The organism is Funiculus sociatus GB2-C1 (assembly GCF_039962115.1).
Taxonomy (GTDB): Bacteria; Cyanobacteriota; Cyanobacteriia; order Cyanobacteriales; family FACHB-T130; genus Funiculus; species Funiculus sociatus.
The window spans coordinates 16202-32969 of record NZ_JAMPKJ010000065.1 but is presented as its reverse complement, the minus strand read 5'-3'; the positions used below and the strand labels follow the sequence as shown (position 1 = coordinate 32969).

General features: G+C 45.2%; 15 protein-coding genes and 2 pseudogenes. 9 read left to right on the top strand and 8 right to left on the bottom strand.

What is annotated here, in order from left to right; translation table 11 throughout:
* Positions 1-98: 98 nt before the first annotated feature.
* Entirely contained in the window at positions 99-860 is a 762-nt protein-coding gene (locus NDI42_RS23260; protein WP_190459031.1) for a DUF4419 domain-containing protein, read from the bottom strand.
* Positions 861-1197: 337 nt separating this feature from the next.
* On the opposite strand from NDI42_RS23260, the gene NDI42_RS23255 reads away from it, so the two are divergent.
* From NDI42_RS23255 to NDI42_RS23240, 4 genes are all read left to right on the top strand, one after another.
* Positions 1198-2040, top strand: coding sequence for a helix-turn-helix domain-containing protein (locus NDI42_RS23255; RefSeq protein WP_190459029.1), 843 nt, complete (start codon positions 1198-1200; stop codon positions 2038-2040).
* A gap of 139 nt (positions 2041-2179) precedes the next feature.
* Positions 2180-3136, top strand: a complete 957-nt coding sequence (locus tag NDI42_RS23250; RefSeq protein ID WP_242017815.1) for an SDR family NAD(P)-dependent oxidoreductase — start codon at positions 2180-2182, stop codon at positions 3134-3136.
* 63 nt (positions 3137-3199) lie between these two features.
* On the top strand, positions 3200-3913 hold the full coding sequence (locus NDI42_RS23245) for an SDR family oxidoreductase (protein ID WP_190459027.1): 714 nt from the start codon (positions 3200-3202) through the stop codon (positions 3911-3913).
* A gap of 121 nt (positions 3914-4034) precedes the next feature.
* Positions 4035-4571 carry a nuclear transport factor 2 family protein gene (locus NDI42_RS23240; protein WP_190459025.1) on the top strand — a complete coding sequence of 179 codons (537 nt, stop codon included), beginning with the start codon at positions 4035-4037 and terminating at the stop codon, positions 4569-4571.
* Positions 4572-4881: 310 nt separating this feature from the next.
* Here NDI42_RS23240 and NDI42_RS23235 read toward each other — a convergent pair whose 3' ends face one another.
* The 3 genes from NDI42_RS23235 to NDI42_RS23225 all read right to left on the bottom strand — a co-directional run bounded on the left by NDI42_RS23235 (position 4882) and on the right by NDI42_RS23225 (position 6612).
* Complete coding sequence (locus NDI42_RS23235; RefSeq protein ID WP_190459023.1) at positions 4882-5847, bottom strand: PD-(D/E)XK nuclease domain-containing protein; 966 nt, start codon at positions 5845-5847, stop codon at positions 4882-4884.
* 109 nt (positions 5848-5956) lie between these two features.
* A complete protein-coding gene (locus NDI42_RS23230) occupies positions 5957-6268 on the bottom strand; it encodes a DUF4926 domain-containing protein (RefSeq protein ID WP_190459021.1) in 312 nt (103 codons plus the stop codon).
* Positions 6265-6612 (bottom strand): DUF6883 domain-containing protein, encoded by a 348-nt coding sequence (locus NDI42_RS23225; RefSeq protein WP_190459019.1) that lies wholly within the window; start codon positions 6610-6612, stop codon positions 6265-6267. Before NDI42_RS23225 ends, NDI42_RS23230 begins: the two co-directional genes overlap by 4 nt.
* Before the next feature lie 366 nt (positions 6613-6978).
* Here NDI42_RS23225 and NDI42_RS23220 point away from each other — a divergent pair, with 366 nt between their 5' ends.
* On the top strand, positions 6979-8694 hold the full coding sequence (locus NDI42_RS23220; protein ID WP_190459018.1) for an NAD(P)H-quinone oxidoreductase subunit 4: 1716 nt from the start codon (positions 6979-6981) through the stop codon (positions 8692-8694).
* Between the two features lie 363 nt (positions 8695-9057).
* On the opposite strand, the gene NDI42_RS23215 is transcribed toward NDI42_RS23220, so the two are convergent.
* Positions 9058-10065, bottom strand: a complete 1008-nt coding sequence (locus NDI42_RS23215; RefSeq protein WP_190459016.1) for an SDR family oxidoreductase — start codon at positions 10063-10065, stop codon at positions 9058-9060.
* A gap of 511 nt (positions 10066-10576) precedes the next feature.
* Between NDI42_RS23215 and NDI42_RS23210 the strand changes: the two genes are divergently transcribed.
* Together NDI42_RS23210 and NDI42_RS23205 are read left to right on the top strand one after the other, a co-directional pair.
* A complete protein-coding gene (locus NDI42_RS23210; RefSeq protein WP_190459014.1) occupies positions 10577-11065 on the top strand; it encodes a DUF6335 family protein in 489 nt (162 codons plus the stop codon).
* A 111-nt stretch (positions 11066-11176) separates the two neighbouring features.
* Positions 11177-11404, top strand: coding sequence for a hypothetical protein (locus tag NDI42_RS23205; RefSeq protein ID WP_190459012.1), 228 nt, complete (start codon positions 11177-11179; stop codon positions 11402-11404).
* Positions 11405-12025: 621 nt separating this feature from the next.
* Here NDI42_RS23205 and NDI42_RS23195 read toward each other — a convergent pair.
* Entirely contained in the window at positions 12026-14488 is a 2463-nt protein-coding gene (locus tag NDI42_RS23195) for a flagellin family protein (RefSeq protein ID WP_190459010.1), read from the bottom strand.
* A gap of 341 nt (positions 14489-14829) precedes the next feature.
* On the opposite strand from NDI42_RS23195, the pseudogene NDI42_RS23190 reads away from it, so the two are divergent.
* Positions 14830-14940: pseudogene (locus NDI42_RS23190) on the top strand (IS5/IS1182 family transposase); the annotation flags it as partial.
* A gap of 35 nt (positions 14941-14975) precedes the next feature.
* Here NDI42_RS23190 and NDI42_RS23185 read toward each other — a convergent pair.
* A pseudogene (locus tag NDI42_RS23185) lies at positions 14976-15237 on the bottom strand (SDR family NAD(P)-dependent oxidoreductase); the annotation flags it as partial.
* Positions 15238-15477: 240 nt separating this feature from the next.
* Between NDI42_RS23185 and NDI42_RS23180 the strand changes: the two are divergent.
* The gene (locus NDI42_RS23180; RefSeq protein ID WP_199311378.1) at positions 15478-15627 is read left to right on the top strand and encodes a hypothetical protein; all 150 of its coding nucleotides are present in this window, start codon (positions 15478-15480) and stop codon (positions 15625-15627) included.
* Here the strand turns inward: NDI42_RS23180 and NDI42_RS23175 are convergent.
* Positions 15611-16630, bottom strand: a complete 1020-nt coding sequence (locus NDI42_RS23175) for an SDR family oxidoreductase (RefSeq protein ID WP_190459008.1) — start codon at positions 16628-16630, stop codon at positions 15611-15613. The genes NDI42_RS23180 and NDI42_RS23175 overlap by 17 nt on opposite strands.
* Positions 16631-16768 lie beyond the last annotated feature (138 nt).

Here is a 16768-nt window from a genome sequence, read left to right as displayed (position 1 = left end):
CCTGACTTAGCCAAAGCCATAGAGGAAGCATTTAATAAGCTCTCCTTGAAGGACATCCAAAATTGGTTTACACACTGCTGTTACTGTACCTCAGCAGACTAGGAAACGCTATAAATCTGCTGCCAAAATTTCAGGGTCGGTCTACCAGCAACGGTGTCAATCAAAGCATCACAAATTGGCAACAGCCGTTCTGTCCACCAACCCAGATCGTAAGCAGCGATCGCTTCAACCCGCCCCCGGATACTGCGCCAGTCTGCTTCTGTTCCGCGCACCGCAATCCAAGGAATGCCGCAAATGGCATAGAGCATATAATCAAAATACTGCTGAAATGCCTCCATCATCACCACCTGACTTGCAGTTTGAATGATGGATGTAGTGGTGCTGAAGTTGCACACCATTAGTGAGTGAATATCGGGCTTAACATTGTGACGAATGCGTTCTGACCATTGTTCAATCACTTCAGCCCAGTCACTCGGTTGAGCGAGTTTTTGGGTCTCAATCTTTAACTCCAGCTTGCCTGAATGACCCACAAAACGCGATCGCAACTTTTCCGCATTATTATTGATGTGTTGTGCAAACCCTTGGGCAATCGTCAGCCAAATTGCATCTGGAGTCAGCAACAAGGGTCGATGTTCGCTGTGGGCAATATGAACAGCAGTGACTAGGGGATGATTTCCTGATTCCTGAATGACTTCAAATGATTTACTGTGGCTAAATGCCAATAATGGAGAACCTAATCGCTCTTCAAATTTAGTCCAAACTCCGCTAACGGGAATGATATCTTGACATACCTGGACATCATCAACGAGAAAACTAATTTCTCCCTCCGATTTATGCAAAATTGACGCTACAGTTTCCATAAAAATTTCTCGGAATGAGCAAATAGGATAGAGTGTAAGCGAATTTACAACAAAGTGGCATATTTCAAGAATATATCCTAAGAATCAAAGAAATAATCCCATCTTTCTCTATGGAGTCAAGGTCAGATAGCGCGATCGCCTATCGTTCATGTCTTAGGTTAAAACACGAACTTTTCTCTGTTAGCCAAAGAAGCGCCTCTTGACACGCTGACTTTGAATTGAGGATACTGCTTCGTATCAAAAGCAAACCCGATCCGCTCGCTTTCACTTCGCCTTCGCTACGCTTGCGTTCCTGACAGGAATCCCTGCTCTCAGCCTATCAGCAGAGGTAAAAATCATGCCCGGATTGAAACCTGAAGTAGGGTCTAGCCTCAAAGCCGAATGGGATAGCATCACAGTCGAGTATTCCCTGACACCACCTGGTGAGAACGATAAGACGATGCCCAAACACCTTGTCGGTGTCGCCTTTGCTCCCCACGAGCGCGTGACGTGGTGTGTTGATGGAGGTTCAAGCCAAACAACATCGCTGCATCCCGGAAGTGTTTTCCTCTACTCATCGTGCGAGTTTGTTTGGTTACACTCACAGCGACCGAGTGAGTGCGTTCACATGATGCTAGACGCAAACTTGCTGAGCCGAATAGCAGCAGAAAGTTCTTTGTCTAGCAATGTTGAAATTGATTACCGCGTCATGTTTGCAGACCCGACCATCCTGCATTTGGCGCAGTTGTTCAAGTCCGAAATGCTCAACGGCGGTTTAGCTGGGAAACTTTATACTGAGTCCCTGACCAACCTATTAGCGGTTCATCTTCTACGAAATTATAGCGGGACACGGATTTCGCCAGCTCTACAAGATGGAGCGCTTGACACCCCCAGGTTGAGCCTAGTCAAAGATTTTATTGAAGAACATCTGGCTGAAAATTTGAGCATTGCAGACTTGGCTAGTGTTGTGCATATAAGTCCCTTTCACTTTGCTCGTGCTTTTAAAACTGCCACAGGTCAACCGCCGCATCGCTACATTACTCATCGGCGGATGGAACGAGCAAAAATCTTGTTGTCTGTAACCCATCTTCCCGTTGCTGAAGTGGCATATCGGGTTGGTTTCTCTAATCAAAGCCACTTTACTGCCCAATTTCGTAAAGCCACAGGTACAACACCTAAAGGCTATCGGGATAGTCTTTAATGCTATTGCAGCACGCAGAAAAGCAAGATTAGCATAAACGACAGCAAGAATCGGTCATGAATGTACATTTTATCTTTTCTAAGCTTTGGATAATACAAGAGCCAATTGCAGCCTTAAAGCAAAGCTAGGGAAAGCAAAAATGACAAACGATTTTGAACACAACGCCTCTAGTGATGTCAAAACCCCTCGTCGTGAGAAAACTATAGGGGTCAGTCGCCGTCGCATAATGCTTTACGGTGGCGCAGGCTTGGCAGGTGTTGCTGCAATGACGGTTGGCGGACGGGTTGATGCAAATACGCCACAGTCTGCCGTCGCACAGCAAGTTTCCGCTAAACCAGAGGGAAGATTTGCAGGCAAAGTCGTTGTAATTACTGGTGCCACATCAGGAATTGGGGAAGCAACCGCACGGGCGTTTGCTAAGGAAGGGGCCGCTGTTCACTTTTGCGGTCGGCGGGAAGCACTTGGGGAGAAGGTTGCCCAAGAAATTAACGCTCAAGGCGGTAAAGCTAGCTATCAGAAAGTAGATGTCCGCAAGGAAGAGGAAATTAAAGCATTTATTGATACTTGCGTTCAGAAATATGGTCGGATTGACATTGCTTTCAATAATGCTGGAATTGAGAGTTCTCCGAATACTGTTGCCGAACAGTCCTTAGAAGACTGGATGAATGTGATGACGACCAATGCAACAGGTACTTTCTTATCTATGAAATATGAACTTCCCGTTATGCTCAAGCAGGGGAGTGGTGCAATTATCAACAATGCTTCCGTTTCCAGCCATGTCGGCTTTGCAACCATCGCACCCTACAGTGCCAGCAAACACGCGATCGCATCCTTAACTAAAGTTGCAGCTTTGGAGTATGCAGACAAAAACATCCGCATTAATTCCATCTCGCCTGGTGCAGTGGATACACCAATGCTGCGAAGGGCAATGGCTGCTTGGAAGCTTTCCGAAGAACAAATTGCCAACGAATACCCGCTCAAGCGGCTAGTGGCTCCAGAAGAGATTGCAAAAACCGTTTTGTGGCTCTCCTCCGCTGACCCCACCTGCATTATTGGTACTGACATTGACGTAACAGGTGGCTACCTCACCAAGTAGGTTTGGAAAGACTACAAAAGGATAGATAATCGTATCAGATAACAGGACCTCTAGGCGGTATAAATGAGTTTGACAGAGCAAACAATCGTTGTTATCGGTGGTAGCTCAGGTATTGGGCTGGCTACTGCCATAGCAGCACGCCAAGCTGGTGCGAATGTTGTCATCGGAAGCCGCTCCAAGGACAAATTGGAACGAGCAAAGTTACAGATTGGCGATAACGTAAAAGCGATACCGCTTGATTCATCAGATGAAAGTTCTATCAAAGCGTTTTTTTCAGAAGTTGGACAATTAGATCATCTGTTTGTGACAGCAGCCCAAGCAGTTTTTAGCAAGTTATCAGACGATAATGATGCGGCACTGAAATCGTCGTTTGACGGCAAATATTGGGGTTCGTACTTCGCAGCTAAATATGCTGTTCCTCGGATGAAAGAGAACGGCTCGATCTCATTTATTTCCGGCATGGCAAGTTGGAAAGGATATGCGGGAGGCTCATCTGCGGCTGCTTCCGGTGCTGCCGTTGAAGCGCTTGCCAGAACCCTGGCGGTTGAATTTGCTCCTATCCGCGTCAACACTATAAGCGCTGGATATGTAGATACTCCCATGCTTGATGATGCAATGGGTGATAACAAGCAAGAGAACTTAAATGTCATTGCCGCATCGCTTCCACTAAAGCGTATTGGTCGCCCAGAAGATATCGCTCACGCCGTACTTTTCTTGATGAGTAATAGCTATATCACTGGTACGGTACTGCATGTAGATGGAGGGGCCAAACTATAGCAGTCCTCAATGATTCGTGAAGGCGAGATCCCCGACTTCAAGAGAGAAGTCGGGAATCTGGAAGGCTGGCTCACAACACAAATAGGATTGCTATATGAGTAATAATGATTCAGGAGCTTGAATGTTGAACCGACAAACTCGAAAAGAATTCTTGAGTACAGGAGCTATTGCTAGTTTCTCTTTTCTGTTAGGTAGTCAAGGTTTATTCGGACAGAAAGCTTCAGCAGAAACTAGCTCTACCGAACATCCCAATGTTGCAATTATTAAACGTTACTACGAGGCATACGGTAAGGGCGACTTAGGAACCGTTCGGCAAATTTTTGCTCCGAATATTGCTTGGACAATTCCCGGACATCACCCACTAGCTGGAACCAAGCGAGGTGTAAATGAAGTTTTAGCCTTCTTCCAACAGCTTGGCTTAGCCAAGTTTCGGGCTGAGGTTTTATTTTTAGGCGGTAATGACTCCTATGTTGTCGATGTTCATCGAGGCTGGAGCAACATGGAACGGGACAATATCGATCAGCTTTGGGCATTGTTGTTCAAAATTGAAGGCGATCGCATTGTCGAAGCTGTGAACTTTCCCGGCGACCAACACGCAGCAGATGCCTTCTTCTGGAAAGTTTATCCTCTCAAACCCCTTCCAGAACGACTCGCTTAATAGGAATGGCACTCAGGCAACGAGCCTGGAAATAAATTTCCCGTTCAAAGCTTAAGAAAGTCAAAGCTTACTGGGTGAGGTTTGAACCCGTTGAAACGGGTTTTAGCTTTTAGCCCAAACTTTAGTTTAGGGCTATTCCGCTTAAGCGACTAGCTCTAATAGTAATGGTGAGGCTGATCGCCCATCAGACAGCTATTCGATCAAAGTATTTTTATTACTTAACAGTCCAGTTGAGCGGGGCAAACAAAATTTAGTTGAACACAAGGAGCTTTCGACTACCGCTTCAACGGAGCGTTAGGTAGCTTTACAACTAGCGTCGAACCATAACCTGAACATTGAATGTCGATCTAGCCTTAGTTCGACGACCAGACAAGTCATTTTCTAAAGCTGTTGGATCAATAATCAACACTTTTGGATCATAAATTAGAACAAGTAGAGTTTTGCAGTGGGTATGGTTGTGATAGCTCTCAATATCAATTTTTATCTCGTCTATCACAGTCTTAGCATGAGAACTTGACCGTACAAATTTAGTTTCAATTAAAGTGTCCGCTGAAGGGATAACAATATCCACTCGCTTTGATGTACCAGCATGTTTTGGTGTCCATTCTTCAGTTCGTGCATCATCAAATATAGAGCGAACACAAGCAAATAAAAGATCCTGCACATCGTATTCGTTGTCCACAACGAATGGGGAACGAGCATGCCCTCGTTTTGCAAGCAACCGAGCAACAACACGAAAATTATCTATGATCTTAATTAGAAGGCTGCTTTTATCAATTTGATTAAGGTTTGGCAGCAACTCATAGCGATCGGGCCGCCCTCCACAAGCAAGTTCTTCAATCTCTGGTGGACAGAAACTGGCGATACAACCCCGTATATATTCAACATCACGACCGTAATTTCCATAGGAAACTACTCGTTGTCGGATTTTTGGATTTTGAATTGCTTGAACTGCTTCAGAAAAACTAGCACCATCGGCTTGTGCCTTATAAAACTGTTGCTGTGCAACATGCGCCTCGACATATTGAAATATTTCTGAGGGAAGGAAGCGAATACGATAATACCTAAATGTTTGTGACGCTTCATCCCAAAGATGGCTATAAATTGCGCCTTCTCGTTCTAAAGTAATGAGGTCTTCGCCATTCCCCCGCAAGGTAAGGAAACGATGACCAAAAGCCTCTACTTCAATAAAATCATCCTCTGAATCTTCGTTGAAGCCGAAATCTTGTTCATCAGAATTCGTACTTAAAGGGCCAGTTTGGTCATCAGGACTCATATTTGAGGTTCTCTTGCAAGGGTTGATGGATGCGATCGCGACGTGTGCGCCAAGGGCGATCGCGCTCTTTATATTCCAGCCAAAACAGGCGATCGCATTCTCAAAATAATTACTTTTTATACAAAGCACGAGTAAAATCTAAAACTTCTCGTTTACGTTCCTCAGACAAATTCCCGATTGCAGCTACAATCTGTTCTGCTACTGATAACCAACTCTCGGTTTTAGCTTTCCAAACCACAATAAATTGATTAGATGATAGTGGACAAAGAACCTCTGTTTCCCCTTCTTCGTTAGTAAACTCTACCTCATATTTACCATCAGCATAACAATCTACAATTGCTCCTCGCACTCCCGTCTCAAGATTATACTCAGGCAGATTAACCAGCAGTTCTATCACATCAAATAATTCTGGTTCAATCATCTTCGCCTCCGCACAAAAAGCGTTACCAATCTCGCTGCATCACTACCTGGTTCTACTATCCAACCTGTACGCACAATTTCTTGCTGTCCTTCGGTTCCAATAATCTCTAAATCAACTCGATAACGTTGCCCATGTTCGTCAGTTTGTCCTAAAATTGCTTCAGCCTCAAGCGCTTGTGCCGAAATTTGTTCTAGCAGAGGCTCATAATTATCTTTGGTAAAACCTAAATGACGCTGAAACATTACTGCTTTGTCGCCGCCGATAGGGTTGTCAGGATTAAGCGCGTAGTCCCTCAACTTGCGGGGGTCGATGACAAGACGGCTAACAATATCTCCTAGCTTCATCCTGGTTTACCTTAGATTCTAACTAAAGGTCATAGGCTTGCATGGAACAGAGAGAAACACTGACATGGTTGACAAAGCCAAAAATCTGTGAAGGTGTAGTTAAAGGTAAATAGGCGATCGCATCTTCCCAGTTAGACTCCACGAGAAAAGAGCGAACCGACAGGTCGGCGCTTCGCTATCGCGTCGCGCCTATCCTCTAGCAAAAGCGATCGCATTCTCTTCTGCTGCCAGCCCATACCAGACGCTGAAGTGGCTCAACTACCTATAGATCCATCTATAGTGATCTACAAGAAATATTTATGAATAAGTGTTTACAAAGTTTAATAAGATAATCACATAGACAAATAAGTATTTTTTCCTAGTGCCATGATAGCGGATCAATTTCCCTGGCTTAGCGCGATTATCCTGCTCCCACTCGTTGCTGCACTGCTTATTCCTTTTCTGCCTGATAAAGACGGTAAGCGCGTGCGGTGGTATGCGCTGGGTGTGGGGATCGCAGACTTTGTATTGATGTGCTACGTCTTTTGGAAGCATTACGATCCAACTAGCGCCACTTTTCAACTCGTAGAGAAATATACCTGGCTGCCTCAGTTAGGCTTGAACTGGGCAGTTTCGATTGATGGAGTTTCAGCCCCGCTTGTGCTTCTGGCAGGATTAGTGACGACACTCTCAATATTTGCGGCGTGGCAAGTCAATCTCAAACCCCACCTCTTCTATTTCCTGATGCTGGTGCTGTATTCCGCACAGGTAGGGGTATTCGTCGCCCAAGACGTGCTGCTGCTGTTCATTATGTGGGAAGTAGAACTAATTCCCGTCTACCTACTCGTCTCGATTTGGGGAGGTCAGAAGCGTCAGTACGCCGCGATGAAGTTCTTACTATATACCGCCGCCGCTTCTATTTTTATTTTGGTCGCTGGTCTGGGGATGGCATTCTACGGCGACAATCTGACCTTCGATATGGTCGAACTCGGCTTGAAGGATTACCCCCTTACTTTAGAACTGCTGCTTTATGCAGGATTGCTAGTTGCCTTTGGTGTCAAACTAGCTGTTTTCCCCCTGCACACCTGGCTACCGGATGCACACGGCGAGGCATCCTCTCCCGTATCGATGGTATTAGCGGGCGTACTGCTGAAGATGGGCGGATATGGGTTGATTCGCCTAAATTTAGGACTTCTTTCGGATGCACACGTTTACTTTGCACCTGTTTTAGCGATTCTGGGCGTTGTCAATATTATCTACGGTGCGTTTAACTCCTTTGCCCAAACGAATATGAAGCGTCGCCTCGCGTATTCGTCGGTTTCTCACATGGGATTTGTCCTGTTGGGGATTGCGTCGTTTACTGACTTGGGAATCAACGGCGCAATGCTGCAAATGATATCTCACGGTTTAATTGCATCATTACTATTCTTTTTAGCCGGGGTGACTTACGATCGCACTCACACGATGTCGATGAAAGAAATGGGCGGGATTGCTCAGGCAATGCCGACTGTGTTTGCCCTGTTTACAATGGGTGTGATGGCATCGTTGGCTCTACCGGGGATGAGTGGCTTTGCTAGCGAACTTGCGGTTTTCGTCGGTGTGACGACTAGCGATATCTACAGCTCAACTTTCCGCACCGTGACAGTCTTTCTAGCCGCCGTGGGTGTCATCCTGACTCCGATTTATCTACTTTCGATGCTGCGACAGGTATTTTACAATTCTGGTGAAGTACCTACCTGCGACATTGCACCTACCTGCGACATTACTGATGTAGATTTGCAGAGTCAGGGAAATCAGGAGCCAGTTTGCTTTGGTACAAACTGTACCTTGCCTATAGATGCAGAATTTACCGATGCTAGACCTCGTGAAGTGTTTATCGCTGTCTGCTTTCTGGTGCTGATTATCGGTTTTGGCGTATACCCCAAGATGGCTATGCAAATGTACGATGTAAAAACTGTTGCAGTTAATGCTCAGGTTCGCCAATCTTATACCCAAATCGCAGAAGTGAATCCCCAGATTTATGCGGAGGGATTTTTAGTTTCAAAAGTGGCAGAATCGGAAGTAACGCCTGTTTTGGGAATGGTGGAGCGTTATCCAAGATAAGCGCCGCCTGAGTAACCCTTTGGTAGCCGATTGTAGGGACGTTTTGCCTAACTGAAAGAGTTATCAGCTACCAAAGTTATTTTTTGGGTGTGCTTGTCGGCTCAAATGCGATCGCTTTTAGCTGTGGGAGTGCCACAAAGACTGATTCAATTGGTGAAGATACTTTGAGCGATCGCTGACATTTCCCAGGAACGTTAAACCCTTGAATTTTCTGAGTTTTTGTTACTTTAATATTTGGCAGAAACCCAGAGGGGGCGACAGGCGACCCTCTGGGTAAATAGCTAGAAAGCTGATTATTAGCTTGACAGAGGCTGGATTTTTGAGTCAGATAAAAACCCAGAAATCCAGGTATACGTCCTAAATTTACTCTTCTTTGAAGACTTGTGTTGCCAGGAATGCCAACGCAGCGGTACTAGCGATCGCGCCTAACTGGAGAGCGGGATTTTTAGCCAGCCAGTCAGAAACGCTCGGTATCACCAAATTGCTAAAATCTCCATCAACTCTAGTATCGCCGGGAACAGGCTCATAAAGGTTGTTCCGATCGTCTGGGGACTTCGGCTCGTTGGTGCGTTGGGCTTGGAAACCAACCAGCAGCAACAAAGAATCCACCAGTTCCGGCGAGAGCCGCTGTAGTGCATTTAGCGCTCTAGCTGCATCCCCAACCAAGAAGTCACGAGTTGGATGTTCGGCAACGTAGAGGATCGCATCTACGACCAGCCTGGGGTCGTAGTAGGGCGGTATCCCTGACGGCTTCACGCCTAGCTTGGTGAGACCATTATTCCAGAAGGGTGTATTGATGACCGCTGGTTTCACACTCGTTACGCTGATGGGGATGCCCTCATGTTGCAGCTCGACGCGCATTGCTTCGAGGAATCCCTCAATCCCATGCTTTGCTGCGGAGTATGCACTTTGGTAAGGCAGACTTCGCAAGCCCTCCATTGAGGAGATGTGGATTAGCGCCCCCCGTCCCTCACGCTTGAGATGGGGTAGCGCCGCCATCGCACCGTATACTTGCCCCATCAAGCTAACGTCAATGACGCGCTTAAACTCTTCTGGTGTGGTGTTGTCGAAGGTGGCAAAGATGCCGACAGCAGGGCCGTGTACCCACGTATCGAGTCGTCCGTAGACTTCGACGGTACGATCTGCGATCGCTTTGACCTGCTCGAATACCGACACATCAGCTACCACAGCCGTTGCTTCACCACCAAGGCTGTGAATTTCGTCCACCAAGGATGCTAGCTTCGACTCACTACGAGCCGAAACAACTAACTTTGCCCCTTTCTTGGCAAACTCAAGGGCTGTCTCGCGCCCGATGCCGCTACTTGCTCCAACGACGGCAACAACCTGCTGATTGATTGGTTTTAGTTGCATTAATGCTACTCCTTAAAGTTTTTATGCTAAAAAATTTACCTCTAAAGGTAAAGTTTTTCTAGAACGTTTGGTCTAATTGCAATCTACAAAATCAACTTTTCAATAATTACATCATACTAAGCGATAGCGTAATAAACATTGTACTTAAGCATGGCTAAAAGCGCTCTGGATATTGTAAAAATCAAAAATTAGGATCTTGCTTTATTCCTCATCAGTTAAAAGGGGCATATTGGAAGCCGCGATCGCTTGCTGAATCTATTTATAACTATTCAGACAAATTTGTGTGTTTTTAAAGAGAATAATTACTATGCTTTCAGCCAATTTCTACCCAAAGCAGGGTTTATTATTAAGCTAGTAAGTGTTCGTAGATACAAAGAGCTTTAGCTGGCGCTAAAAATTGAGTTTTTTATTCAGGAAATTAATAAATTTTCATCCTATTTGCGGATTCTAGGTAATCTCATCTTTAGATATGTTGCATTTATAGGCATTCGCAGGATTCACATAAAGCATTATGGCTGATAAAACTAGGAAAGCAGACAACGAAACCAAGATAAGAGATCAAGGCAATCTTTCAGATGTACCCATCGAAGATACTGACCTGGTTTCAGATATACCCGTAGAAGATACTGGCGAACCCATTATTTCAGATTTACCTCAGGCAATTACTGAATCCTTGGGAACGGGTGTTGCGGTAGAGCCGGGGCTAGAAATTGGCGGACGAACCATGCGCGATCGCATGGAGGAGTACACATCGGCTGGCCCAGAACTAACCGGCGGTGATATTGATGCTCGTTGGGATCAGGCGGAAGCGGTTGGTGACGAAGCAGTAGGGGGAACTGTTGCGACTCCCGATCAGAATGTTGTTGACGAACTCGGAGTTGCTGTTGGGCTTGATTATGACGACGGCGTATCTCTTCAGACAAACGAGATTTTGGAGTCCCGCGACGCTGGTCGATGGGAGTTAGACCCCATGTCTGCGGAAGATTATCCGGAGCATTGAGTATTGTCTGGAGCGCGATCGCATTTTCTGTGAGATTCCAGTGAACCCTTGCAATCAGGGAACTCCCAGAAAAAAATTATCAATCTAGATTAATCCTACTAAGAGCAGTTTATGGCAACCCCAGATCCCGACACCAGGCCAATAGACCTAGAAATCACTGGAAACATTGATACACCAGATACACCATCGATGCCAGCTCCAGATGCCTATGTTAATCTAGGCGATTCGGCAAGCAACCCGCTAATTATTTCGCCGCTGTCAGAAGAAGCAGAAGCAAAGGACTATCAGGAAGAGGCGGAAGATGCCGAACGCTCAACAGCAGCTAGTGAGGGGGAGTGACTTCTATTGGCTGGTGAAAAAGGGCGATCGCTCCGAGTGCAACAACACCTGCTAAGGTGCTGGAAACAGAGGCTTAAGCACTTCCCACTCCGTATCACTCAGGCCGCTCGCATAGGGTTTCCGTTGAGGATTGGCAATCTCAGGCAGGCGACTCATCGGCACTCATAGAATTAGGTTTGATTTAGCCTAGAACCTGACGAACATTAGTCCGAAAGCTGTTTAGATTTTCTTTACGAATCAGCTCTTAAGTAGCACTGCCAACTTGGAGCAGGATGCTGTTAAATTTTCAAGGCTTTGATATCAGCTCTCTATCTCAATGGTTTTAACCATTGGCAGTAATCATCCACAAATTGCACTGTTGCCTTGGCTAGACGTGGCTTTGTCATAGACGGGTTCTAGCTTTGAGCTGTTTTAGCTCATTATCCTCCACCCAGAGTTACACAAGAGCGATAAGGGCGCACAGCCGTCCGCCCCTACAAACAATCTGTACTTTATTGATTTGAAGAACACTAAAACTCAGATCTTGCACCTGACTAGACAAAGCTCAAAGGTGAGCTTTTATACACTTTTTCCCTACCGCGTCCTGCTGAAGGGAGCGGTAGGGAGCGGTAGTGGGGATAATTAAGCGTTTGGCAGTTGCTGAGGCTGCTGAGGATCAATTTGTGCTTGCGAAGTTCTTCTTACCCAAGGGGTAAACCGATTAGGATCAACACATTCAGCACCATTTAGTTGGTCTTTAAGGTTACTGGCGAAGACCTCAAAAATCTCAACCAGAGCTTGGCGGTCGGTTAAGCAACCTTGAAGGGCAATAAGTTGTTCGAGAGTCCAATTATAAAGTTGGGTATCACCCTGTTCAATACGAAAATATAACTGACTCTCAAACTGTCCTAAACGGGCGTAGAAGTTCTCCACCTCAGCTTTAATTGACTGCATATCAATGTAGAACTGCTGTTTTTTGATATCTGATAGAATCGTTGTTTTGAGAGATTCTGTGAAGTTTTGGTTAACCTCATTCTTAACGAGCGTAGATACTTCATTGCGGAAGTTGACAATTTTATTGTCTAAGCTGACATTGATGCGATTATCAAGCTCGTTCGTAACATTATTAACAACTAACTGAACACTGTTACCTGTAGATTGGTTAACTACAGACTTAATACGTTGATCGAAATCAGCTTCAATCTGTTGGACTACCAGGCTCTTAATGTTCGGCGTGTGATTAGCAATCTTGAGGTTAACTACCGCATCAATACGCTGATCGATGTCGCTACGTATCTGCTGACTAACTTGAGTATTAATCTCTTGGGCTTGATTAGCAATTTTGAGGTTAACTACATTGTCAATACGTTGCTCAATGTAGCTTTGCATTTGCTGAATCACCAGATTTTTAACATTCTGGGTTTGATCGGAAATTTTTAGGGTTACGACATTATCAACGCGCTGATCGATGTCGTTTTGTATCTGCTGAATTACTTGATTACTGATCTGTTGAGATTGATTAGCAATTTTCACATTAACTGCATTATCAATGCGCTGGTCAATGTCATTTGATATCTGGTTAATGACTTGAGTGTTAATCTCTTGAGATTGATTAGCAATTTTGACATTGACGACGTTTTCAATGCGCTGCTCCAGTTCTGTTTGCATTTGCTGAATGACTGAAGTCTTAATTTCTTGAGCTTGATTAGTAATTTTCAGATTGACGACAGACTCAACACGCTCATTAAGTTCTGTTTGGATCTGTTGAATCACTAAATTTTTAATTTCTTGGGTTTGTTCAGTAATTGCCAGATGAACCTGGTCATTAACTATTCGGGGAATTCGGGTAATAAACAGGTCATTGAGATTTTTATTAAAGTAATTAGACCAACCTTGGAAGCTTTGGTCAAAATTTACCTCAGTTTGTTGTATGAGAGTCTTCATCATGAACTCAAGCCGTGCTACCTGCATAGCAAGTGTCTTAGCTTGGCTTTGATAGCCTTTGAGTATCGATTTTTCAAGACCTTCCCAGTAGGCTTGTTTATTTTCGTCTTTTTGCTCCGTTATGCTTACTGAGCTTTCAAACCTGGGTGCCAGCTCTTGCCACATTTGCTCCATTTGCTCTTGATCGAAACTGAAGCTGAAAGCATTCTCTCCGCTGAAGCGACCTCCTCCACTACTGATAGTAGAACCTGTTCCTCCAGTGCTAGTTCTACCACCAGTGCTTACAACAGTGACATTGCCTTCATCTACATTACCGTCTGGCACTCCTGTTACTGGCGGTTTCGGCTGCTTGTTATAGCCTTCGTCTACTACAGCCTTACTCACTGTGCTAATTTCTAGAACAACTTGTCCTTTGTTATCTTCTTTGTAGGTATCAAAGAAAAATCCTAAAATAGTGGTTTTTTCTTTGACTTCTAAAATGAATTCGTCTTGTAAACCGTTGAGCGAACACCAAGTTTCTTCAACTTCAAGACCCGTAAGATTAGAAACAAATTTTCCATCCTTAATCCATAGCAAAGCCCAAGGTTCTAATTGAAATTTTTGCGAAGAAGACCAATAAGTAGCGTTGCTCTCACGAATTTTTATCTTGTAATTGCCGGGTTTCAATTCAATAAAATTGGAATTGGCTTGTTTCAGTTCGGATAAAACTTTTTCATCAAGAGGATAACAGTTTCTCTTACTATCAACTGTTATAGTTTGAGGATTGAAGAATGCTTTATTGCCGCTAACTAAAAGCTTAACCTCTCCTTTGTTGCCCTTATTATTCACATCAAAGAACAAAGCACAGACAACAGTTCGCTCTTTGACTTCCAACTGCAACTTCTTGTTATATCCGTTTAAAGTTGTCCAAGTTGCACCTGTTTCATCGCCTGTGTTTTTATTAATAAATGTACTCCCATCAATCCCATATATCCAAAGTACAACCAAAGGTTCGCCTTCAGTTTCACTCTGAGCATAACTATAGCGACCACTGGTAATTTTTATATCAAAAGTCCCTTTTTCCAAAGTAAAAGAACTAGCAACATTTTGTTGCAGGTGGTTCATTTCGTTAGCGTCAATAACGTAACAACTGTTTTTGGTGTCAATGGTTAAAAGTGTCATGTTGTTTCCTAAATAGTTTTGCCGTTTTGAGAAGTTGTAGCTTGGACTACTATCTATTGAGCAGGACATGCTAGGGCGTGTCTGCAAACTACCCTATCAGATTCAGATCCCCCTTGCTGTCCTGGCTTTGACTGATAACCTTAGTAAAATACACCGACTTTATCATACCCAAGCTAGATGAAATAATTCTTAAGGTTTTCTCATTTTTTAAGGTTATTGTACATTAAACATTCATTTGTCCAATTGAAACAGCTAGTGTCCTGGCTCAAGCTTGGTAATACAAGTATTTCGAGCAAGACAACAAATGTTTTTACCTGACAAATAGCTCGTTAATGTACAGTACCTTCGGCTGGCTTAATCGGTTTCGGCGATTGAGCCAGGATTATGAGTTGTACACTCACTTGCGTGAAGCGATGATTTATGGCTCACTAATCCGCCTTATGCTCAAGTGATTGACCACTTAAGCTTTTCTTTACGAATCAGCTCTAATAGCGGGGCAATCTACCCATGTATCGAGCCGCCCGTACACCTCTACAGTACGGTCTGCGATCGCTTTGACCTGCTCGAATACCGACACATCCGCTACCACAGCCGTTGCTTCACCTCCAGAGGTACGAATCTCGTCCACCAAGGACGTTAGCTTCGACTCACTACGAGCCGAGACATACTAGCTCTGCCCCACGACGAGCAAACTGAGGGGCTGTCTCGCGCCCGATGCCGCTGCTCGCCCCAACGACGGCAACAACCAGCTAATTTATTGATTTTAGTTGCCTTAATGCAACTCCTTAAAGTTTTTATGCCAAAAACTTCACCTCTAAAGGTAAAGTTTTTCTAGAACATTTGGTCTAATTGCAATCTACAAAATCAACTTTTCAATAATTACATCATACTAAGCAATAGCGAAATAAACGTTATACTTCCCAGATCCCGACACCAGACCAATAGACCTAGAAATCACTGGAAACATTGATACACCAGATACACCATCGATGCCAGCTCCAGATGCCTATGTTAATCTAGGCGATTCGGCAAGCAACCCTCTAATTATTTCGCCGCTGTCGGAAGAAGCAGAAGCAAAGGACTATCAAGAAGAGACTGAAGATGCCGAACGCTCAACAGCAGCTAGTGAGGGAGAGTGACTTCTGTTGGCAGGGTTAACAGGGCCGCTCCGAGTGCAACAACACCTGCCAAGGCACCCCACTTGAAAACGGGATTTTTATCCAGCCAGTCGGTAACGCTCGGTATCGCTAAGTTGCTAAAATCTCCTTTAACCCTGTCATTGGCTGGGATAGACTCGTAAAGATTGCTTGGCGCATCGTCTGACTTTGGCTCGTCGGTGCGCTGGAGTTTGAAGGCAACCCGTTGCAATATGGCATCTACCAGTCCCGGCGAAATCCGTTGAAGCAAATCTAGCGTTCTAGCCGCATCCCCAACCAGGAAGTCACGAGTTGGATGTTCGGCAACGTAGAGAACCGCGTCAGCTACCAGGCTGGGTTCGTAGAAAGGCGGTAGGCTGGCTGGCTTCACACCTAGCCGGGTGAGGGCATTGTTGTACAGAGGTGTGTTGACGGCAGCGGGTTTGACACTCGTGACGCTGATAGGTATTTTCTCATGTTGCAGTTCGACGCGCAGGGATTCGATGAATCCCTCCATACCGTGCTTTGCCGTGCAGTAGGAACTCTGAAGCGGAAGACTTCGCCTGCCCAAGACTGAAGAGAGATGGATCAGCGCCCCTCGCCCCTCACGTTTGAGATGGGGGAGGGCTGCCATTGCACCGTATGCCTGCCCGATCAGCCCTACATCGATGACGCGCTTGAACTCTTCTGGTTTTGTCTTCTCGAAAGCGGCATAAACAGCAATCGCGGGGCAATGCACCCAGGTATCGAGTCGCCCATACACCTCTACGGTACGGTCTGCGATCTCTTTGACCTGCTCGAATACCGTCACATCGGCGACGATAGCAGTTGCCTCACCACCAAAGCCCCGAATCTCTTCTACCAAGGACGCTAGCTTCGACTCACTGCGAGATGAAACTACCACCTTTGCCCCTTTTTTAGCAAACTGGAGGGCTGTCTCCCGCCCAATGCCGCTGCTCGCTCCCACGACTGCAACGACCTGCTGATTGATTGGCTTCAGTTGCATCAATGCTACTCCTTAAAGTCCTCATTAAAAATTCTTCACCTATAAGGTGAAGTCAATCTAGAAATGCTTGATTTAATTGAAATCTACGAGTTCAACTTCTACCCAATAAATAAGCCAGAGCAAGCGTGCCTACATCAG